This window comes from Cupriavidus sp. 8B, from assembly GCF_054589115.1.
In genome coordinates this window covers 93052-112926 of sequence record NZ_BAAILO010000299.1, presented here as the reverse complement: position 1 = coordinate 112926, position 19875 = coordinate 93052, and the positions used below count along the sequence as shown (strand labels likewise).

The window sequence follows — 19875 nt, the reverse complement described above, 5'->3', positions numbered from 1 at the left end:
CGCAACGTTGCGTTGCGCTGGCGGCAAGGGGGAAGGGGGAAGGGGGAAGGGGGTGTCAGCCGCCTGCTTCGCTCCGGCCGGTCGGGCCGGGAATCCGCGAGAGAAAGTCGAGGAAGGCGGCGATGCGCCGCGAGCCGCGCTGGTTGGGCAGGTAGAGCGCGGTGATGGCCGAGCTGGCGCGGTTGGGGTTGACGGTCCAGTCTTCCAGGAGGGCGGTCAGCCGCCCGCCCTGGATATCGTCGTCGACCAGCCAGTCGGGCAGCAGGGCGATGCCGCCGTCGGCCAGCGCCAGTTCGCGCAGCACTTCGGCGTTGTTGCTCTTGAAGGTGCCCGGAACGGGCACCTGGATCTCCTCGGTGCCGCGCAGCAAGGTCCACACCTGCTGGCCCGCGCCGTAAGTGAAGCGCAGGCACGCGTGCCCAGCCAGCTCCGCAGGTGCGGTGGGGATGCCGTGCTGCTGCAGATAGCCCGGGCTCGCCACCAACCTGCGCCGGAACGTGCCGATCTGACGCGCCACCACCTCGTCGAGCGTCGCGGCGCTGCCCAGGCGGATGGATAGATCGATGCGTTCGCCGAGCAGGTCGACAATCTCGTCGGTCAGCGTTACCTCCAGTTCCAGCTTCGGATACTGCGCGATCAGGCTGCCGAGGAACGGCGCGATGCAGCGGCGCCCGAACGCCACTGGCAGCGACACGCGAAGCTGGCCCACAGGTGTATCGCCGCGGTCGGCGATAAGCGCATCGGCTTCCGCCACCGCGTCGAGGATCTTGCGCGCCCGCTGGTAATAGGCAGCGCCGGCTTCGGACACCGTCACCTGCCGCGTCGACCGGTTCAGCAGCACGGTGCCCAGCTCCTCCTCCAGGCTGTCCATCATGCGGGTCACCGATGACGTGGCCAGGTTGACCCGGCGCGCGGCGGAGGAGAACCCCTTGGCGTCGACCGTCTCGACGAACAGCTTCAATGCCAGCAGCTTGTCCATAGGTAAGACTCCAGCGGTAAGGGGTGTCGTCTATCCCTGCAGGGGCTCAGTTGCCAGGCTTGTCGGGCGCGCGCAGGGAACGCATGACAGCAGGCGCGCCGTGGAGAAACATGTCCACCTTGCGGCGGATCACGGCGCCGATGTCCGCGGGCACCTTGAGGCCATAGACCCATTTGCGCACGCCGAGATAGAAGATGGCCGCGTGCAGGCCCCAGATCATCTCGACCTCGGCGTCCAGCTCGGCCGCATTGCGCGGCTCTGGGATGCCGTACGCGGCGCGCACCTCGGCCAGCACGGGCAGGAAGACCTTGCTGCGCAGCTTGTTGAGGTACTTGTTGTTGATGCCTTCCCGCGTGAGGCCGGCAAAGATGAAGACCCGGATCCATTCCTCGCGCAGGATCACGGAGGCATAGTCGAGGTAGAACGCATACAGACGTTCGGTCAGCGGCGTGGCGCGATCGGCGATCTGGCGTTCCCAGTCGGGCCGCCATTGGAACACTTCGCTGTAGACCCGATCGATCAGCGCCTCCTTGCTGGAGAAGTAGCGGTACAGCAAGGGCTGGGTGACGCCAATCTGCTTGGCGAGATCGCGCGTGCTGCCGGAGAATCCGTTGCGCGTGAAGTGTTCGATGGCCTTCTGCACGATCTGCTGCTCCCGTTCTTCGGGGAGCAGCCGTTTTGCGGTCTTGGCCGGGGCAGCGGGCTCCGGCGGCGTTGCGTCTCGTTTCATTCGATCACCTGTGACAGGCACGTCCCTTGCGGGGCGCTTGCGGCATTGTACCAATCGGGTGATAAATTGCGAGACGCGGCCGGGCTGCCGGCAGTGCGGCCGGCAGCACAGGGCACGGGACCTACCGTGGCTTGACCAGCCCGAGCTCGCAATCGACCAGCTGATTGTTGAAGGCGCCGCGTTCACGCGCACCGCGCGCAGACCGATCGGTGACCGAGAACACGTAGATGCCGGCAAAGGCCACCAGCATGGAGAACAGCGCCGGATATTCGTAGGGGTAGATGGCGCTCGCATGGCCGAGCACCTGCACCCACACTGTCGGGCTCAGCACCGTCAGCACCACCGCGGTCAGCAGCCCGAGAGAGCCGCCCACCACGGCGCCCCGCGTGGTCAGTCCGCGCCAGTAGATCGACAGCAGCAGCACCGGGAAATTCGAGCTGGCGGCGATCGAAAAGGTCAGGCTGACGATAAAGGCAATGGTCTGCTTCTCGAACAGGATGCCTAGCAGGATGGACAGCACGCCGAGCACCAGTGTGGTCATCCGGGAGACACGCATCTCCTCCTTGTCGGTGGCGCTGCCCTGGCGCAGGACCTTGGCATAGAGGTCGTGCGAGATGGCGGAGGAGCCGGCCAGCGTCAGCCCCGCCACCACGGCCAGGATGGTCGAGAACGCCACAGCGCAGATGAAGCCGAGGAAGAGGTTTCCGCCGACGGCATGGGCCAGGTGCACGGCCACCATGTTGACGCCGCCGATCACTGCGCCGGAAGGCGTGTGGTAGGCCGGCTCGCTGGCCACCAGCGCGATGGTGCCGAAGCCGATGACGATGATCAGCGCGTAGCCGAGGCCGACGATGCCGGTGGCATACAGGATGCTCTTGCGTGCCGCCTTGACGTCGCCGACGGTGAAGAAGCGCATCAGGATATGCGGCAAGCCGGCGGTGCCGAAGATCAGCGCCAGGCCGAGCGATACCGCCGAGACTGGGTCGGAGACGAGCCCGCCCGGGCTCATGATGGCCGCGTGCTTGCCGTGGGCCTCGATGGCCTGCGCGAACAACGCATTCAGGCTGAAGCCGAAGCGGCTCATGACCATGAACGCCATGAAAGCGGCGCCCGCGAGCAGCAGCACCGCCTTGATGATCTGGATCCAGGTGGTGGCCAGCATGCCGCCGAAGAACACATAGACCACCATCAGCACGCCGACCAGCACGACCGCCGCCGTGTAGCTGAAGCCGAACAGCAGCTCCACCAGCTTGCCGGCCCCCACCATCTGCGATACCAGGTACAGCAGCACGATGACGATGGAGCTGGACGCGGAGAACGCGCGGATCGGGCGCTGCTGCAGGCGGTAGGAGACCACGTCCGCCAGCGTGAAGCGGCCCAGGTTGCGCAGCGGCTCGGCGATCAGGAACAGGATGATCGGCCAGCTGGCGAGAAAGCCGATGGAGTAGATCAGGCCGTCGTAGCCGCTGGTGAAGACCAGCGCGGAGATGCCCAGCAGGGAGGCCGCCGACATGTAGTCGCCGGCAATGGCCCAGCCGTTCTGCAGTGCGGTGATCTTGCCACCTGCTGCATAGTGGTCGGCCACGCTGTGGTTGCTCCTGGCGGCCCAGCGCGTGACCACCAGCGTGGCGGCGACGAACACCAGGAACATGGCGATGGCGATGACGTTCATGCCCTGGCCCACCGAGCTCTGTGCCGCGGACGCTGGCAAGGCCGCAAGCAGCAGGGCTGCGGCAGTGGCGGAGATGGAGAAAATGGCGGTTCGTTTCATTTTGCTGCCCCTTGCTTGAGCTCGCCGATGCGCTGGTCGTACACGGTGTTGGTGCGATGCACGTACACCGCCACCAGCAGGAAGGTCAGCGCGAACATGCCGAAGCCCACGGGAATGCCCACGCTCATGGGCTGGCCCAGGGTCAGCTGGCGGCCCAGCAGCGCGGGCCGGAAGGCGAGCGTGAGGATGTAGCCGAAGTACACCGCCAGCATGATGGCGGTCAGGGCCCACGCGAACCTGCGCCGCGCGCGCACCAGGGACTGGAATGCCGGATCGGCGAGCAGGGGATTCGGTGGGGGCGCGGCGAGCGCGGCGCTTTCGCGGGCGGCTGCGGCAAAGGTGGGGGCGGTGTGTTCCAAGGTTGTCTCCGTTGGGGGCGGTTGGTCTGGCGGGGGGGCGGCGGCGCGCTCAGAAGCGCGTCGACACCGCCGTCTCGCGCATCACGGCTTCCGGCGTGCGATAGCGCTCGGCCATCTGACGATCGGTCTCGTTCTTGAGCTGCGCCTGCATATAGGCGCCGAGGTGGCGCGCGTGCTGGACGATGGCCGCGCCCACCTGCACGCGCTCGGCACTGTAGCTTTCCAGTGCGGCACTGACGCTGTCATGCGCTTGCAAGGCCTTGACCAGCGAGATGGCGTCGCCCGCGGCCTTGGTCACGCCCATGCCGCAGTGCGGGCGTGCCACGAAGGCGGCGTCGCCGAGCAGCGCCACGCGGCCGAAGGCCATGCTCGGCACCTCGAGGTCGAAGATGGGCTGGAACAGCGGCTGCACGGCCTTGGTCACCACCTCGCCGAACTGGGGCGCCAGGTTGGCCAGCGCGGCTTCCTCCATGCTCGCCAGCACGTCCGGGCGGATCAACCCCGGCGGGATGCCGCCGGACCAGCGCTTGCCGCTGGCGTCGGTCAGCAGGTCGGGCAGGTCCACGTCTTCGCTGGTGGCGCGGTACCACACGAAGTTGTAGCGGCGCTCGCCAACCCGGGTGCTGTTGCCCTGGCCCGCCACCGGGTAGCCGAGGATCTGCTCGCGCGGCGGCAGGCAGAAGGCGAACTTCTCGAACAGCATGTCGCGCGTGGCTTCGCTCAGGCTCGTTTCGTCCACCAGGCCGCGCCAGGCGATGTACCCTGCGTACTGGAGCCGGGCCTCGGGCAACAGGCACTCGCGCAACGCGGAGCGGAATCCGTCCGCGGCGACCACAAGATCGGCGTGATGGACCGAGCCGTCGTCCAGCATCACCACGGCGTGACCGGTCTCGCTACGCACTGACACCACATTGGCGCCCGTGCGGTACGTGCCCCCGGTGAAGGCGGACCGCAGCACGTGGTACATCTTGCCCCATGCCGTCAGCGTTTGCGGCAGCTCACGCTGGGACAGGATGCTGCCGTCCTGGCCCAGCGTCAGCCGGGACTTCACCTGCACGCCGATGGAGTCGTCCACCTCGACCCCGGCGGCGGCCAGGGCCTCGAACAATTCCGGATGTGTGACGATGCCCGCGCCGCGCCCGGCAAGGGCTTCGGGAACACGCTCGCATACCTCCACCTCCCACCCGCCGCGGGCGAGCAGGTTGGCCGCGAACAGCCCGCCCAGCGAGCCGCCCACGATGATGGCCTTCGGCCGTGTAGATAGGGTTGTCATAGTCAGTCTCCTGCCACTGCGGGGAGGGGCGCGCGCGCGCCGTTGCCCGGGATTTCAAGGCCCGCCACCTCGGCGGCGGGGTAGTTCAGTTCGATGGTGACGCCGGAAGGGTCCTCGATGAATACCTGGTGCAGGCCCAGGCTGGGGACGGTGCGGTCGCGCCACGGGATGCCCTCGGCTGCCAGCCTTGCCCACATCTGCGCCACGCCGGTGGCCAGGAACGCGATGTGGTCGATGGTGCCGGTGCCCGCCGCCGAGGGGGCGCGGTCGCCGAGGTAGGCGGATAGCCCGTCAGGGTTGTCGGGGTCGACACCGATGATGTGGACCGTACCGAAGTCACTTTCGTCCCCGCCCATGTACAGCCATGCGCCGGGGAAATCGAAAGGCGGGCGATAGCCTTGCTTGAAGCCGAGAATGCGTTCATAGAAGGCGCAGGATTGCTCGAGGTCCGTGGTGCGGATCGAGAAGTGCGCGAGCTTGCGGATTGCCATGGTTGCCTCTGTTATTGATCGATCGATTAGTGATCGTTTGATAAATTGTAGGACGATTGGATGGAACGGCCAAGAGCGGGCAAGGGGAGTACTTACCCTGATCGGTGTAGTGCGTGCCGGCTGCGCCACTTCTGCGCAGCGCAGCTCTGCGCCTTAGTGCAGTGCGATCCCCATGATGCGGTTACCCATGCGGATGCCCCACTGGGTCATCTGTTCGCCTTGCGCGTGTTCGCCCTGCTGCCAGATCTGTAGCGCCTGGTCCGGGTCGGCCGTGCCGTCGAGCGCCTTGGCCAGCGCCACGGCATTGGCCGCGGCCTTGGCGGTGCTGCTGGCGGTATGGGGACGGGGAATGAAGGCGGCATCGCCGGTCAGCAGTACGCGGCCGAACACCATGCGCGGCACCTGCAGGTCCTGGATGGCCTGGACGAAGATCTGATCGGTGTTGTCGATCAGCGCGCGGAACGCGGGGTTGGCGCGCGCGGCGGCGGTCTGGCGAAACCAGCTCTCCTGCTCAGTCGACAGCATGCCCGGCGGGATCGAATGGCTGCGGCGTTTTCCGTTGCGATCGGTGAGCACGGCATCGAGCGCCACGCCGGGCTCGGCCTTCAGGTACCACAGCCAGTTGAAGCGGCGCCGTCCGGACGCCGTAGCGCCGTCGGCACCAGGCACCATGTACTGCAGCATCATCGAGTCGTGGTCTTGCTGGAACACGAAGTTCTCGTGCAGCAGTGGCCTGGCCGCTTCGGGCAGACGGCCTTCGTCGACCAGGCCACGCCAGACGACATAGCCGGCATAGCTGGGGGCGACGCCGGGCAGCACGATCCTGCGCACCGTGGAGCCGGCGCCGTCGGCACCGACCAGCAACTCACCGCACGCCTGGCGTCCATCGGCGAAGGTGGCGCAAACGCCGTGCTCGTGCTGCGCGATAGCGGTGAGCGCCGCGCCGCGGTGATAGTGCGCCGCCGGGAAATGATCCAGCAAGGCGGCATACAGCGCGTTCCACGAGGTCTGTGTCTGCGGCATGCGCTGGCGGTGGAGCACGTGGCCGCCGTGGTCCAGGAACAGCCGGTCGTGCGAGCGCACACCCAGCGCTCCGTGCGCCGCGATGCCGGCGAACGAGAACGCCCGCAGCACCTCCGGCTGCAACACAATGCCGCCGCCACGGCTGTCGAGGTCCGATGCCGAACGCTCGAACACGTCGACCTGCCAGCCCACGGCGCGCAGCGCGGTGGCGGTGAACAGGCCGCCCAGCGAGCCGCCTATGACCAGGGCCTTGCGCGGGCCGACGGAGGATGCGTCATTGGTGTTCATGTGTGGCTCCAGAGTGCGAGTGGATGGACTGCATCGTAGAAGCGTCCAGGCCCAGAGAGAATGCATGGCGGGGGCAAAGCAGTTTTGCGTGGGCGGCAACGGGGAGGGCGCCTTCGCCCCGCAAACCTGGCGTTGCGCGGCCGGCAACGCAGGTTTGCGCTGGCATGCCATTGCGCCGGTGCGGCCCGCCATCTACGCTGGCTCCATCACTTACGCAAGGAACCGTCATGAAACCCGTCGACACCCAGATCACCTTTGACTTCATTTGCCCGTGGTGCTGGATCGGCCATCGCAACCTGAAGGCCGCCATTGAGCGCATGCCGACCGAGGCCGCTCCCACGATTTCTTATGTGCCCTATGAACTCAACCCGGGCATGCCGCTGGAAGGCGCCGATCGCAAGGCCTATCGCACCGCGAAGTTCGGCAACTGGGCCCGCTCGCAGGCCATGGACGCAGAGGTGGCGATGATGGGCCGGCGCACCGGGCTGGATTTCAACTATGACCTGATCACGGTCACGCCCAATACCCGGCTTGCGCACCGGCTGATGGCATTCGCCCAACAGACCGGCGACGCAGCCATGGCGGAGGCGTTGTTCGATGCCATCTTCGCTGCGTACTTCTCCCGCGGGGAGCACATCGGCCGGGTCGATGTGCTCGTGCCGCTGGCCGTATCGGCCGGCTTCGATGCGCAAGCCGTGCGCAGCCACCTGTCGGGCACCGACGGCGAAGCGGAGGTCGTGGCGGCGCAAGCGAAGGCGCAGCGCGACGGCGTCCGCTCCGTGCCCACGATCCGGATCGGCAGTACCGCCATCGCTGGGGCGCAGCCGCCTTCGATCATGGAGAAGGCGTTGCAGGCGGCAGTCGGCGAAGCCCTTTGATAGCGAGCGCGCAGCACGCGCACCGGGCGGCTGCCGCAAAGAACCTGGAGAACACAAAATGAACAAGCAAGCGACCCTACATTACGTCTACGACCCGTTTTGCGGATGGTGCTACGGTCTTGCGCCGCTCGTGTCGGCGGCCGACGAAGCCGGCCTGAGGGTGGTGCCGCACAGTGGCGGCATGCTGGCGGGAGATCGGGCGCAGAACATGTCCGCCGAATGGCGGGATTTCGTTCGCCCTCACGAGGAGCGCATCACCGCGCTCAGCGGGCAGCCATTCAGCGAGACGTACCAGCAGGGCACGCAGTTCGACTACGACGTCAGGCTGGATTCCGGCCCGCCCACCGCGGCGATGCTGGCCGCCGAATGCATCGCCGGCGCCGGGCTGAAGATGCTTGAACGCCTTCAGGCTGCGTACTACCGCGAAGGACGCCCGATCGCCGAGCGCAAGGAACTGATCCAGATTGCCGACGAACTGGGGCTCGATGCAGCGTCGTTCGCAAACGCCTACGACAAGGCGAGTTTGACGCTGCCTGACCACTTCGAGCGGACGCAGGCGCTACTCGAGGAGATAGGCGGCCGTGGTTACCCGGCGCTGGCCATCGAGCAGGGCGGCAAGATCTCGAGGCTGCGTCTGGGGCAGTATTTCGGGAAGCCGGAGCAGTTCAAGAAGGCAATGGGAGAGGTTTTGGCACAATGAGCGCGTGCTTCGGCGCAAAAATATGTCGGAAATGAGGCCCTGGAAACGGCTTGCAGACGCCATCGTCGATGTTTCAACATGGATGGCGCAGGTGTGCACTTATGCTCGCTGTTCTAATTTGGAGCCTGCCTGGCGAGCAAAAGCTATGGTCACCATCTCGGGCTTCGGCATGTCCGGCTCGCCAATCCAAGCGGATAGAGCGCCAGCATGCTCGCGTTAGCTCACGGGTACGACATTTCTATTTGGCTCAAGTACGACATTACTATTTGGCCCTGACATGGCTTGTCTAGGCAAAGGCTGATTTAATCAGTGCGGCAGTCATCGTTGAGTGGCTCGTAAGCGTTGTCATGTGTGTGCCCGAGCGATGAATCAGAGATGAAGCGACAGATCAGTTTTGCGGAAGCGGAAAGCGACGGCAAGAAGCGCGTGACCCGTCGCCAACGACTGTCGGACGAAGCACTGGAAGATGCGCTGTACGACGGCATCGCGATGCGCACGTTTGCAGGAGCGGGCTTCAAACCACCCGATGCCGGTTGGCTTCCAGCCGATGCAATACGTGCGATGGCTTCTTCGAGACCCAGTCCCCGACCATTCGGCTTGTGGGATGCCAGCCATGGCAGTGGCATTGGGCAATTCCCCCCGGTGCCACGGTCATAGCCGGAGCCCTTGTAGGCTTCGAGTCGGCAAATTCAGCTCGGGGCAGCCAAGCATCGGCGAATAACTTGTTTGCGCATGATCCATCCTGCACATGATAGCTCGCGCTGAATTCACCCACTCAGCTGCTAGCGCGCCTTTCCTGACGGGGAAGAATAGGCCGGGAGGGGGGTGTATTCACAGAAGCTATCTCTGTTCCGGCTAAGATCATCCGGGCGGGCTAGATTCACAGCGTTAGTGAAAATATGGCGAAGTGCTGTAGGATAATTGAACTGTTATCTATAGACGGAGACCGAGATGGCTACCTACAAGCAATTGCTGGCAGAAAAGGAAAAGCTGGAAACCCAGCTCGCCGAAGTTCGTCAAAGCGAGGTCGCTGGAGTCATTGAGAAAATCCAGGCTTTGATGGCAGAGTACGAACTCACCGTCGATGACTTGGCGCCGAAACGACGCCGTGGACGCCCGGCGGCTAGTGACAAGCCTAAGGCTGCGGCGAAAGAGAAGGCCTCGCTGCCGCCAAAGTATATGGACGCCAAGACTGGTGCCACCTGGACCGGCCGTGGTCGGGCACCGGCGTGGCTAGGGAAGAATCGCGACAAGTTTCTGATTGCAGAGGCATGAGCCTGTTCACCATGGTCGGGTGATAGCGGTGAGCCGGAAACGAGCGGGACGCCGCCGCGGTGGCATCCCATTTGATGACTTGCATGGTGGGCGAGGGTGACAGTGCTCGGTGCGGGTCGATGGTTGAGCTGCGCTACAGCCGTTCGCTCACTTCATGGGCAGCCAGCAACTGTGAGATCCCGGACAACCCCATTGCCTCGGCCATCTCGCGTGGGGTTTCGCAGTCGTCGATGCGCGTCCGGCTAGCTGCGTCCGCACCAGCCGCCAGCAGCATCTCTACCGCAGGCAAATTGCGCACGCTCACGGCCAAGTGCAGTGCGCTGTAGTCGTTGATGCCGCGCTGCGCAGGATCGGCGCCGAAGGCCAGCAGCAGCCTGAGCACCTCGATCACATCCGTTCGTGCGGGTGCGCCTGGCCGGGCGAGACTACATGAAAGCGCCGCAATCAGCGGTGGAAAGCCCGCGTGATCCACCGGCCGGGGATCCGCCCCGATCTCGAGCAGGGTGCGGATAAGGGACAGCGGGCTATGGTAGATCGCGTACTCCAGGCAAGCCCCAATCCCCGGCGGCATGGGTCCGTTGGGAATGCATGCCGGATCATCAACCGCCGCCCGCAGCGCGTCGAGGTCGCCGGTGCAGAAGGCCGCATGGATCTTCACGAACCGCCGGTATCCCACGCATCGCTCGATGTCTGGCTTCTTCATTCTTCATTTCATGTCGCCTGATCTGGCACCATTGTAGCTTTCGGGAGGGAGCCTCGGGGCGAGGATCAACGCGGCGATTTCGCTTGGCTGCTCACGTGGGCACGGTGGGTGATGGTCCATGGCGAGCATCCTTTGATCATAAAAATGCAATTAATCGCCAGGATTCCTACCCCAACCTTAAACCGAGGTTTGGCAGCACAAGCTACCTGCCTGGGGAGGGGGCCGGACGGGCTCTCAGCATCAGGGGGACGCCCATCCTTCACTGACGCACCTGTGTGGCTTCGTGCCGTGCAGCGTCCTCGCTGTGCAAATCGGCGCAGGTGGTGCCGAATCCCATACCACGCGGTGGCGAACGTCGTCCTGTCCGCCCACCGTGCAGCAGAACTAAACCGCGATTTTTCCGGGCGTGGGGGAAGCGGGTTATTTCACGAACGTGAATGTATTTCGCGGGAGTTTCGGACCGGAGTCATACCGACGCTTCGTGCGGATCGACTTCGGGCACGCCTCGCGGCTAGGCGCGAATAATGGCAGGAGTACGCGCAGACCAGGATTGCCCCATGCCAGGGCAGGGCTTCGCTAGGCATTCCGGGTACGCCGCGCCGGCATGGCTGGTTGCTCTATGCCTTGGCAAGATGGCGCTCAAACCATTGGGTCGCCAGCCGAGCGACCGTTTCCAGTGCACCGGGCTCTTCGAACAAGTGGGTGGCACCAGGCACAATGTCAAGTTCCTTTTGGCATATAAGCAAGGCAAATGCCGACTCATTTCGTTCGATCACGCTTGAATCGAGCCCTCCAATGATCAACAAGGTAGGCGCAAGCAACTTTGCGAGAGCGTCACGACCCGCCAAATCGACTCTGCCACCTCGTGAGACGATAGCGTGGATTTGGATTGGCGACGTGCTCGCGGCACGGATTGCCGCGGCGGCGCCAATGCTTGCCCCAAAATAGCCCAACGGCAGCGGTATCGCCTGCTGCTGTGCCACCCACTTTGTCGCCTGCACTAGCCGCTCAGCCAGGAGATCAACGTCGAAACGGGTGGCCGGGATGCTGTCCTCCTGCGGCAATAGGAGGTCCATCAGCAGCGTTCCCATGCCGCTTCGATTGAGTTCGGCGGCCACGTACTTGTTCCGCGGGCTATGTCGGGAACTGCCGCTACCATGCGCAAACAATACCAAGGAGCCGGCACCCGGCGGCAGTGTGAGTATGCCCTGCAGGTACACGTTCCCGGCCGGGATCACAACTTCCCGTGCCGCTGAGTCAGTCCACATGGCGCGATCCCTCATCAGATGCGCTTTGACGCGTGCAGCCTTACAGCCGCTTCCTTCCCTGATCACTATAGTAGGGCGGACGGAGCAGCGTGGCGAGTTGCCGTCTCGTATCGGCATCGGTGCGCCAGCCGCCAACGCTCTCACGGCCATCCAATCCGGTGGGCGTTCCCGGTAGCCTGATGGCGGACGTCGTCCTCCGTATGCAGGTAGCCGCTGGTGGTCGAGATGGAGGCGTGCCCGAAATTGTCCCGCCCAAAGCGCAGGTCGAGCTGCTGATCGGTCATGTGGATGCCGGCGGTGTGACGCAACCAGTGCGCTGACGCGCTGGCCAGCACGTCAGTTGGCCTTCCCAATCGGGGCCGCGTGCAAGCAGACGTTCGGCCGCCATCGCGAACACTTCCTTGAACACCAGGTGCAGGGCGCCGCGACAAGGGCCGTTCCTTGTCGGCGATCGGCAGAGCGGTACCACCGGTGAAGATAGAGGCGCGCGAAGTACTATGCAGCACCCACAGATCAACCGTTGGAATGCCAATGGTATCATTTGGTATACTTAGATGGGGATTTGGCCTTTCGAACGCATGTGCCGTGCAGAATGCGTTGTCTGGTTCGTGCAGTATGTGATTTCCTGTAGCCTTCGCTTACCAATATTCCCTATGACACTACAACCAAAACAGAGTATGGCCGCCGAGATCAAGGCTGCCATCGAGGCAGAGATCGAGAGTGGTAAGCTACCGCCGGGGGCGCTGCTGGACGAGCGCACGCTGGCTGAGCGCTTTGGTGTCTCCCGCACGCCGGTGCGCGAGGCATTGCAGCAGCTTGCGGTACAGAATCTCGTGCGCATCGCTCCCCGCGTCGGCGTCTTCGTGTCACGGCTGTCGGTCACGCAACTGCGTGAAACGCTCGAGTTGCTTGGCGAACTCGAGGCCGTCGCTGCCAAACTTGCGGCGCGGCGGATGGACGACGAGCAGCGGTCGTTGCTCGAGACGAGCATGGCGCAGTGCGTCGAGGCGTCCAACGATAACAATGGGAAACGATTTGCCGAGGCCAATGCTGCGTTCCATGACCTGATCTATTCCGGCAGCCACAACGAATACCTTGCCCAGCAGATTCACGGCATCCGGCGTCTGATGCAGCGCTATCGGCCAAAGATTTTCCTGACGCCGGCGCAACGGCAGAAAGCATTGCAAGACCATCAGAAACTGGCTGATGCGATTCTCCATGGCGACGAGATCGCGGCGCATGACGCCATGCTCCAGCATGCGCCGGTGGGAACCACCGGATTTTCCGAGTTTCTCTCGACGCTGCCGGCGAGTTACCTCGAAAACGAGGTGGGGCAGGGTGGTTCGCCCTCCGCGGCAACATCCGGCACCAAGCGGCCGAGGGGTGGCGGTACCTCCGAGGAAGGCGACGCCAAGCCCAGGGCCAGACGCGGCCTGAGCCGCGCCACTGTTAGCTGATTTCGCATGCCCCCAAGGGGTGGGCTGAGGTTTGCCCACAAATCGGCGCCATCGATAAGGCCGCGTCACTTGTAAACACAATCCGACGAGACGCCAGAAGTTTGCAAGTGCCGCTCAAGTCATTGAAAGTAAACACTTTTCCTGGGCGCTGTTGTCGCTTTGGGTGGCCAAAGATGTGTAAAACCGCATGCCTTTGCCCTGGTCTGCGACCCGGAGGGCGCAACGCTCGGCTCGGTCGCAGTAGCACGCGATGTCACTACGCGAATCGAACAGGAGAAATCCGCCGCCCGTTACGATGGCGCCAACTAGTGCGGAATAAGCCAAAACAGGAAGCCACAGTGTTGGCAGCCGTGCCCCACACGCTTGGAGGCTTCAGCATACAAGATGTGCTCTTTCAGCCCACGGTTTTCCGCGAAGAATGCAGAAAGAACCCGTGCGGGCAGGGCGCCGAGCACGGGCTGTGAGTACAGCTTCCGCAGTGTAGGGTGATCTTCGGAATATTGAGCCGGATTTCACGCGTCAGACGTCATGGGCGGCGCCGCGTTACGGCTTCGAATGAAGGAAGCAAAACGCACTGCTTCTTCAATCGTTCACCCTAAAGATCTGAAGTCCGGCCTCATTACTTTGCGCACCTTTTGTGTGTACGACATAGAACTGCTTCAGCGAAGGCACATAAACTGATGTCTTACCCCCGAAGGTATCGACATGCTGAATCAGCCGATAATTATCGGGGTCATCCTGTGAAAACACATCCGCCCCATCAGCTCCCGAGACGATGAGGCGACGGTGCGCAGCATCGAAGGTCATATCGTCGGAAATATTCACCGTCTTCATCGTGCTGATAAGTCTACCGCTGTTCGAGTCGATAACGAAAAGCATGCCGGGGTCCCGCGAACCAATGAACAGGCGATGATGTTCCTCATCAAAAGCCATTGCTGCGTTTGAGTTCAGGCCAGGATATGTCAGGGTCTTTACCACCGATCTGCTATTGAGGTCGATTACACCGATCTGGCTCTTGTCGCGCATGTTCACAAATAGCCTGTTCGATTTATGATCAATTAGCATCGCCTTGAGGGTCTCCGCTTCAACGCGGATCCGTCCGATGACCTCCTTTCGATCAACTGATATCAGACTGACGTAGGAGAACTTGGATTTGGCACGGCGACCGCCATTTCCGAGGTAAAGCGTTCGCGAAGCGGGATCGTAGGTCCCGGCATCGGGCCCGGGCTCCAATGCGATTCGTTTGACAAGATGCAGATCCGTGGGATCGAGAACGTCACAAGATGCATTATTCGCATCTGCCACGAACAGTTCATCGTTGTCAGGAATAAATTGCAATAGATGTGGGCTCTTCGAAATCCCGGTGGCACTCAAAAGATGCTTGCCGGTTTTGAGGTTGAATACTTCGATCGAGCCATATACCTCGGAAGGGACATACAGAACATTCCGTGCGTAGTCTATCGCAAAATGGTCAAAATCACCACCTGTGACTTCATGGATGGGTATATTCTTTACCAAACTAAGAGGTTCATGCGGTGTATTGGAACTCGGCAGGGAAGTTGCTGTGCTACATCCGCCAATAGCCAACGCTATGGAGAGATTGATCGAAAAGAGAAAATTACGTTTTAACATGGATGGTTGCAGTGAATGTGATTAATCTGGATCAAAAATTGCGAATCAGGAAGTCTTGCTAGTTCAGTATGAAGTTAAAGGTTTGATCTGCGACCACAACATCATCTGAATTGTTCTCGCATTGATAGCGCATCATTGCACTCCTTACTGCTGCATCAAATATCCCGGGTGGGGTGGATTTGATGATATCGACGTTGATCACCTTGCCTGACTTGATCTTGGCTCTGGCCACAACCCGGCCTTCAATGCCGGCCGCCAATGCCTTTGGTGGCATCTCAGGTGGCACCTGGACGGGGCACGCCAATGTCATGGCGACCGGTGGAGACGGCGTGCGGACGGGCGCCGGAGCTGCCGCCGGAGTGGCAACTGCCGCTGCTTCCGGACTAGGCCGTTCGGCTGGCGCAATCATCGGCTCGGGCGTAGGGGGAGCTACGTCAGGAACGGGCTGAGGATTGATATGCTTTGGCTGTGTCATGACGATCTTTCGCGGAATCGTCTTCTGAACGACCGGCTTCTGCTTGACCATCTCCTCAACTGGCGCAGGGGGTTTTGGCGGCTCCGGCTTCACCATTTCCACCCGCATGGGTACGTCAAGCGCCACTGGTGTCTTCTGTGCCATTGCCATGCCGCCCAGGATGCCAAGCAAGACAGCTTCGATCAGCAAGCCGCCAAAAGTCGCTCGGGCCCAGGACGTGGGGTGCGTTGTGTCCGCATCTCCTGTCGGCCATAAGGCGCTCGGAAGGATATTGCTATCTGGATGCATGTTGTATTTGCTCCCAGGCGGTCATTTTCCACTTGTTGCCAGCGCAACCGATGTGATACCAGCTGTCCGTGCAACATCCATCGCTTTTACGATCTTCTGATACTCGGTGCCCTCATCTCCCATAATGATGACGTCCACCTTCTTTTCCGCCCTGAGGGACTTCAATCGATTGACAAGTTCGGTTTCCGAGATGGGCTGGGAATCTACAAAGAGCGTGCCCTCCTTGTTGACCCCGAGTGTCAATTTTGCACTTTCAATTGGCGCGGCGGTCGATGACTGTGGCAAGTCCAGCTTCAAACCGCTTCCCTGGATCATACTGAGCGTCGAGAGCATAAAGAAGACCAGTAGAAACATCATGATGTCGATCATTGGAATGATCTCAATCCGAGGCTTCGATTCGGAACCAAAATAATGACTACGAGAGTTTTTCATGATCGGCTTGGTATCAGTGATGGCCTACGGCGGAGAGTCTAGCCTCAATATGGGGCGTCCCGGCCAAACGGATCGCAAGCATTGATTGAATCAAATCCATCTGGAGAAGGACATTCCGCACTTGCTTATTGAAGTAGTTCAAAAACACAAGGCCGACGATCGCGATGGTCAGACCGAAGCCGGTCGCAATCAAGGCATTGGCGATGCCGCCGGAAACCGCCAGCGGATTGCTGGTTCCGGATGCTCCCAGCACGTTGAAGGAGCTGATCATCCCCGCGATGGTCCCAAACAGGCCGACCAGGGGACCGAGGGTGACTGCGGTGTCGAGTATCCACAAGTTGCGGTCGAGTTTTGGCATCTCAAACATGATGGAGTTCTCGATCTCACGAACGAATTCGGCTTCCGAGTTCCCATGGTTCTTGATTCCCGAGCGAACCACCGCAGCCTGGATCGTGCCGTCATATTGTTTCGCGATCTTCTGGATATCGACAATATTGCCACGCTCGACTCGCTGCAGCTCATAGCGGAGATTTTCCGCGCGGCTCACACACTTCGAGAAAAAGCTGAGCCGTTCAACGATGATGGTGGTGGCAATCAACAGAATGATGGCAAGCAGGGGAAGCAAGCCGTAGGAATCCGTGATGAGCTTGGTGAGATTGTGCATTTGTTGCTCCTGAGAGAAGGTCGTCAAACCGTAAGAAGAAAGATTCCGATCTCTCAATAGCGTCATGAGAGATCGGAAAGAGGTCGTAGAGATCAGAACTTGCCGGTTACGCCAACCATCAGGGCTTTGCCGAAGGTCTCGCGCTGGATTACGCGATTGCTCGAGCCTTCGGTAATCGTGTGGGGAGTATCCAGAAGATTTCTTCCCAGGAAGTAGATGGAGAAGTTCTTGTCGATGGCATACGTTGCGCTGACGTCTGCAGACAGGCGAGACTCTGTATATTGATCCAGCGACGAATTGGCACCCACGAACAATAGATTTCGGCCAACGTAGGAGGCTGCAGCGCGCAGGGCGACCCTACCGTGCTCCCAATACACTGCTGCGTTGAACGTGTTGCGGGACGTGGAGGGCAACTGCTTGGATTCACCCGGACGAATTTCGCCACGTGCATCCACAAAGGTATAGTTAAAACTCGTTCCTACACCGCTTAGCCATCCAGGCAGGCTGGTATATTTCTGATCGTAGTTGAGTTCGAATCCAAGTGCGCGGGCCTTAGCAATGTTGGCATAAGTCACCACTTGGGTCGCACTTGACTGCGGTCCCAAGGCGGCAGCGACTACCGGGTTGGTAATTCCACCGAACCGGGTCGCTCCGACGATATAGTTGGATAGCTCTTTGTCAAACACGCCGACCGATACAATGCCGCCCTGACTGAGGTAATGCTCAAGGGATACATCCGGGTTATTCGATGTGATCGGCTTCAGGTTTGCATTACCTTGAGTGACGACATTGTTTGCGGCATCGATCGTTGCTGCCGGGTTGGTCTGATTAAAGCCAGGCCGAGCGATTGTGGAGGAGAAGCTGGCACGACCGATCAACGCGGGCAGAATCTCGTAGCGTGCCTGCAACGATGGGAACACGTTGGCATAGCTGTTGCTGGCAGAAACCGGTACCAGCGTCGAACCATTGGACGTAATGGTTTGGCCTCCTCTTTCGCCGGTGAAGCCCTGCCCGCTGGTCGGTACGCTGGCATTGCCGTTATATTGAGCGTGCGTTGCTTCAATGCGCACACCGGCGAGAATGCCTAACTTGCCGAACGTCAGGCGTTCCTGACCATACACGGCATATACATCCTCCTTGTTGTCCTGCTGGACGGCGCCGCCGGCAAAGCGGTTGGCTGCGGGGTCGGTTGCGAAGCCTGCACCGGTGCCGTTCGCGAACAGACCGCGCGAAAATTCTTGGCTGATGTTATATCCGTTAGCGTAGTGACCGTCGTAGTAGGTGATTGGCGATCCATAAATTGCCTGCGCCATGTTTACGCCAGGAACGCTGGTGGACGTGTACGGATCAAAGGTATGACTATTCGTGCGCAGTCGAACCGCAGCACCAAACTTCATTTCTTCGTCGTCCGCGCCGGTGAAATGCGTGGGCATGGCGTAGTTGGTGCCCGCAGACCATTCTTTGGTCAGGAAAGTCTGCGTGTTGTTGGTGTAGCTGGCCAGCGTGTATGCATTCGGGTCAAGCGGATTTGCTCCGATTACCGTATAGGATGGAAAGCTCGAATCGGCCTGGTTGTAAGTGATTGATGCGTTTTTTGGTTTGCTGGTGTATGTCGGAATGGTGTCGTAGGGCCGGAAGTCCTTGCCCTCGGTGTGCGCGACGTTGTAGTCCAGCTTGCCCGTACCGACCTTGTTTTCGCCGCCGAGCTGGAAGACGTTGAGGCTCACCTGTTCCCGCATATAGCGCAGGGTCTTGTCGAACTGCTTGATCCCGGATGTGATGCTTCCGTCGGCGTTCTGCGTCGATGCCCCCGTAGTTTTGAACACCAATCGGTCGCGAACGACGTCTTCGGTGTAGCCGGAGTACAGATAGCGTGCATACCAGCGGTTATCTGCATTAGGCTGATACGCAATTTCGCCGCCAGCACCTTGAGTTGTGCGATGAAACTGATAGAAGGCCTGCGTCATATTGGACCATGCCAGATTCGGGGCAGGCGCCTTGTCTGTGAAGCTCGCGCGTCGGTCATCAGTACCCAGCGCATCCTTGTAGTAGGAGAGCGACCCGACAAAGGAGAACGGCTTGTCTCCGTATCCAGTGAGGCCTGTGCCACCTTCAGCGCCAGCTGGGGCCTGATCACGACCGCCGAAGCGGATACCGCCGGTAACTGCGAGATCCGTGACGCCCGTGCCGCGCGAGTTCTGACGGCCCGTACCAGCCCGGAATTCGACAAAGTGATCACGTCCCAGTGGAATGGCTTTGGGCGTAATTTCGATCGTGCCACCCAGCGCCTCCGCATCTTGTTCCGGCTTGTTGGTCTTGGTGATGGTCAGCGAGCCGATCATGCCGGTCGGGAATGTGTCGAACGCAAATGCGCGACCGCCGTTCTGGGGGCTGACTGGATTGGTAGGGGGCAGGCGGATACCGCCATAGGTCGTACTGGTCAGATCCGAATCGAGGCCTCGAATATTGACCCATCGGCCTTGACCCGTGTCGACTGAAAGGGACGCGCCGGGAAGACGGCCGGCTGCTTCGCCGGCGTTGATATCGGGAAGCTTGCGGATCTCTTCCTGCGTAACGGTGTTGATCAGATTGGGGGCTACTTGCTGTTTTGCTCGCGACACAGCCTCGGGGGAGCGCTGCGACTTCACGCTAACGTCCGTCAGCGATGTGACATCTTTGTCGCTGGCAGGTTGAGAGCTTGTCGCGTCAGCAGCCATGGCCATAGTGAACACGGAGTTCATCATCAATCCAGATATCAGGACGGCAAGCTTCTTTTTCTGAGGACTTTCTAAATACATTTGGTAATTCCGTTTTCCGGCTCGGTTAGGTGAATCGTTCATTGCTGACAACTGGTATTCGCCACTAGAATTTATGTTTTCGTAATATTCATATTGATTGAGCGCTCCCTCCTCAAATTGCAGATTGATAGCAATGGGTTAATTTCCAGGTCAGCCAGAGTGGCGAGCAGATATCTTTCTGCTGATTTCCCGGACGAGACTTTCCGTCCTCTCGCAAGCCGCCGCATCCGCATGCGCCGGAACGTTTCGATGCTGAGTGCACTGTGAAGAACTCGGTGTCCGAGATCGCCTGAGGGTGTGCTTCTTGCGCACTCCCGTCAGTCGGCAACCCTTCGTTCGCTGGGTACGGCGCCACTCGATGTAACTAGGGCGGATGGTAGGGGACGAAAAT

The 19875-nt window shown here is 61.0% G+C and carries 18 protein-coding genes and 2 pseudogenes; 5 read left to right on the top strand and 15 right to left on the bottom strand.

Annotation, left to right across the window (positions count from 1 at the left end):
* Positions 1-55: 55 nt before the first annotated feature.
* The 7 genes from ACYP5B_RS30050 to ACYP5B_RS30020 all read right to left on the bottom strand — a co-directional run bounded on the left by ACYP5B_RS30050 (position 56) and on the right by ACYP5B_RS30020 (position 6914).
* Complete coding sequence (locus ACYP5B_RS30050) at positions 56-979, bottom strand: LysR family transcriptional regulator (protein ID WP_459572087.1); 924 nt, start codon at positions 977-979, stop codon at positions 56-58.
* 46 nt (positions 980-1025) lie between these two features.
* On the bottom strand, positions 1026-1709 hold the full coding sequence (locus ACYP5B_RS30045; RefSeq protein WP_400097967.1) for a TetR/AcrR family transcriptional regulator: 684 nt from the start codon (positions 1707-1709) through the stop codon (positions 1026-1028).
* Between the two features lie 121 nt (positions 1710-1830).
* The gene (gene actP / locus ACYP5B_RS30040) at positions 1831-3480 is read right to left on the bottom strand and encodes a cation/acetate symporter ActP (RefSeq protein WP_459572086.1); all 1650 of its coding nucleotides are present in this window, start codon (positions 3478-3480) and stop codon (positions 1831-1833) included.
* Entirely contained in the window at positions 3477-3839 is a 363-nt protein-coding gene (locus ACYP5B_RS30035; RefSeq protein WP_267602488.1) for a DUF485 domain-containing protein, read from the bottom strand. Before ACYP5B_RS30035 ends, actP begins: the two co-directional genes overlap by 4 nt.
* A 49-nt stretch (positions 3840-3888) precedes the next feature.
* Entirely contained in the window at positions 3889-5112 is a 1224-nt protein-coding gene (locus tag ACYP5B_RS30030; RefSeq protein WP_459572085.1) for an FAD binding domain-containing protein, read from the bottom strand.
* A gap of 2 nt (positions 5113-5114) precedes the next feature.
* Complete coding sequence (locus ACYP5B_RS30025; RefSeq protein WP_400097972.1) at positions 5115-5603, bottom strand: VOC family protein; 489 nt, start codon at positions 5601-5603, stop codon at positions 5115-5117.
* A 153-nt stretch (positions 5604-5756) separates the two neighbouring features.
* Complete coding sequence (locus ACYP5B_RS30020) at positions 5757-6914, bottom strand: FAD binding domain-containing protein (RefSeq protein WP_459572084.1); 1158 nt, start codon at positions 6912-6914, stop codon at positions 5757-5759.
* Positions 6915-7141: 227 nt separating this feature from the next.
* On the opposite strand from ACYP5B_RS30020, the gene ACYP5B_RS30015 reads away from it, so the two are divergent.
* The 4 genes and pseudogenes from ACYP5B_RS30015 to ACYP5B_RS30000 all read left to right on the top strand — a co-directional run bounded on the left by ACYP5B_RS30015 (position 7142) and on the right by ACYP5B_RS30000 (position 9767).
* Complete coding sequence (locus ACYP5B_RS30015; RefSeq protein WP_459572083.1) at positions 7142-7792, top strand: DsbA family oxidoreductase; 651 nt, start codon at positions 7142-7144, stop codon at positions 7790-7792.
* 58 nt (positions 7793-7850) lie between these two features.
* Entirely contained in the window at positions 7851-8492 is a 642-nt protein-coding gene (locus ACYP5B_RS30010) for a DsbA family protein (protein WP_459572082.1), read from the top strand.
* 375 nt (positions 8493-8867) lie between these two features.
* Positions 8868-8999 (top strand): annotated as a pseudogene (locus ACYP5B_RS30005) (IS5/IS1182 family transposase); the annotation flags it as partial.
* Between the two features lie 444 nt (positions 9000-9443).
* A complete protein-coding gene (locus ACYP5B_RS30000; RefSeq protein ID WP_459572081.1) occupies positions 9444-9767 on the top strand; it encodes an H-NS histone family protein in 324 nt (107 codons plus the stop codon).
* Positions 9768-9900: 133 nt separating this feature from the next.
* Here the strand turns inward: ACYP5B_RS30000 and ACYP5B_RS29995 are convergent, their stop codons facing one another.
* From ACYP5B_RS29995 to ACYP5B_RS29985, 3 genes and pseudogenes are all read right to left on the bottom strand, one after another.
* Positions 9901-10470 (bottom strand): ankyrin repeat domain-containing protein, encoded by a 570-nt coding sequence (locus ACYP5B_RS29995; RefSeq protein WP_459572080.1) that lies wholly within the window; start codon positions 10468-10470, stop codon positions 9901-9903.
* 617 nt (positions 10471-11087) lie between these two features.
* Complete coding sequence (locus tag ACYP5B_RS29990; protein ID WP_400094566.1) at positions 11088-11738, bottom strand: dienelactone hydrolase family protein; 651 nt, start codon at positions 11736-11738, stop codon at positions 11088-11090.
* Positions 11739-11878: 140 nt separating this feature from the next.
* Positions 11879-12168: pseudogene (locus tag ACYP5B_RS29985) on the bottom strand (tyrosine-type recombinase/integrase); the annotation flags it as partial.
* Positions 12169-12415: 247 nt separating this feature from the next.
* On the opposite strand from ACYP5B_RS29985, the gene ACYP5B_RS29980 reads away from it, so the two are divergent.
* A complete protein-coding gene (locus ACYP5B_RS29980; protein ID WP_400094567.1) occupies positions 12416-13195 on the top strand; it encodes a GntR family transcriptional regulator in 780 nt (259 codons plus the stop codon).
* A gap of 582 nt (positions 13196-13777) precedes the next feature.
* On the opposite strand, the gene ACYP5B_RS29975 is transcribed toward ACYP5B_RS29980, so the two are convergent.
* The 5 genes from ACYP5B_RS29975 to ACYP5B_RS29955 form a co-directional block, all read right to left on the bottom strand.
* The gene (locus ACYP5B_RS29975; RefSeq protein WP_459572079.1) at positions 13778-14827 is read right to left on the bottom strand and encodes a YncE family protein; all 1050 of its coding nucleotides are present in this window, start codon (positions 14825-14827) and stop codon (positions 13778-13780) included.
* A 58-nt stretch (positions 14828-14885) separates the two neighbouring features.
* A complete protein-coding gene (locus ACYP5B_RS29970; RefSeq protein WP_459572078.1) occupies positions 14886-15590 on the bottom strand; it encodes an energy transducer TonB in 705 nt (234 codons plus the stop codon).
* A 21-nt stretch (positions 15591-15611) separates the two neighbouring features.
* Entirely contained in the window at positions 15612-16022 is a 411-nt protein-coding gene (locus ACYP5B_RS29965) for an ExbD/TolR family protein (protein WP_459572077.1), read from the bottom strand.
* Positions 16023-16035: 13 nt separating this feature from the next.
* On the bottom strand, positions 16036-16686 hold the full coding sequence (locus ACYP5B_RS29960; protein ID WP_318233777.1) for a MotA/TolQ/ExbB proton channel family protein: 651 nt from the start codon (positions 16684-16686) through the stop codon (positions 16036-16038).
* Positions 16687-16778: 92 nt separating this feature from the next.
* Positions 16779-19484, bottom strand: a complete 2706-nt coding sequence (locus ACYP5B_RS29955) for a TonB-dependent receptor (protein ID WP_459572075.1) — start codon at positions 19482-19484, stop codon at positions 16779-16781.
* Positions 19485-19875: the final 391 nt, after the last annotated feature.

Excerpts from the sequence above, each read along its gene's own strand:
- ACYP5B_RS30050 (WP_459572087.1), bottom strand. The coding sequence starts at position 979 with ATGGACAAGCTGCTGGCATTGAAGCTGTTCGTCGAGACGGTCGACGCC.
- ACYP5B_RS30045 (WP_400097967.1), bottom strand. The coding sequence starts at position 1,709 with ATGAAACGAGACGCAACGCCGCCGGAGCCCGCTGCCCCGGCCAAGACC.
- actP (WP_459572086.1), bottom strand. The coding sequence starts at position 3,480 with ATGAAACGAACCGCCATTTTCTCCATCTCCGCCACTGCCGCAGCCCTG.
- ACYP5B_RS30030 (WP_459572085.1), bottom strand. The coding sequence starts at position 5,112 with ATGACAACCCTATCTACACGGCCGAAGGCCATCATCGTGGGCGGCTCG.
- ACYP5B_RS30025 (WP_400097972.1), bottom strand. The coding sequence starts at position 5,603 with ATGGCAATCCGCAAGCTCGCGCACTTCTCGATCCGCACCACGGACCTC.
- ACYP5B_RS30020 (WP_459572084.1), bottom strand. The coding sequence starts at position 6,914 with ATGAACACCAATGACGCATCCTCCGTCGGCCCGCGCAAGGCCCTGGTC.
- ACYP5B_RS30015 (WP_459572083.1), top strand. The coding sequence starts at position 7,142 with ATGAAACCCGTCGACACCCAGATCACCTTTGACTTCATTTGCCCGTGG.
- ACYP5B_RS30010 (WP_459572082.1), top strand. The coding sequence starts at position 7,851 with ATGAACAAGCAAGCGACCCTACATTACGTCTACGACCCGTTTTGCGGA.
- ACYP5B_RS30000 (WP_459572081.1), top strand. The coding sequence starts at position 9,444 with ATGGCTACCTACAAGCAATTGCTGGCAGAAAAGGAAAAGCTGGAAACC.
- ACYP5B_RS29995 (WP_459572080.1), bottom strand. The coding sequence starts at position 10,470 with ATGAAGAAGCCAGACATCGAGCGATGCGTGGGATACCGGCGGTTCGTG.
- ACYP5B_RS29990 (WP_400094566.1), bottom strand. The coding sequence starts at position 11,738 with ATGTGGACTGACTCAGCGGCACGGGAAGTTGTGATCCCGGCCGGGAAC.
- ACYP5B_RS29980 (WP_400094567.1), top strand. The coding sequence starts at position 12,416 with ATGGCCGCCGAGATCAAGGCTGCCATCGAGGCAGAGATCGAGAGTGGT.
- ACYP5B_RS29975 (WP_459572079.1), bottom strand. The coding sequence starts at position 14,827 with ATGTTAAAACGTAATTTTCTCTTTTCGATCAATCTCTCCATAGCGTTG.
- ACYP5B_RS29970 (WP_459572078.1), bottom strand. The coding sequence starts at position 15,590 with ATGCATCCAGATAGCAATATCCTTCCGAGCGCCTTATGGCCGACAGGA.
- ACYP5B_RS29965 (WP_459572077.1), bottom strand. The coding sequence starts at position 16,022 with ATGAAAAACTCTCGTAGTCATTATTTTGGTTCCGAATCGAAGCCTCGG.
- ACYP5B_RS29960 (WP_318233777.1), bottom strand. The coding sequence starts at position 16,686 with ATGCACAATCTCACCAAGCTCATCACGGATTCCTACGGCTTGCTTCCC.
- ACYP5B_RS29955 (WP_459572075.1), bottom strand. The coding sequence starts at position 19,484 with ATGTATTTAGAAAGTCCTCAGAAAAAGAAGCTTGCCGTCCTGATATCT.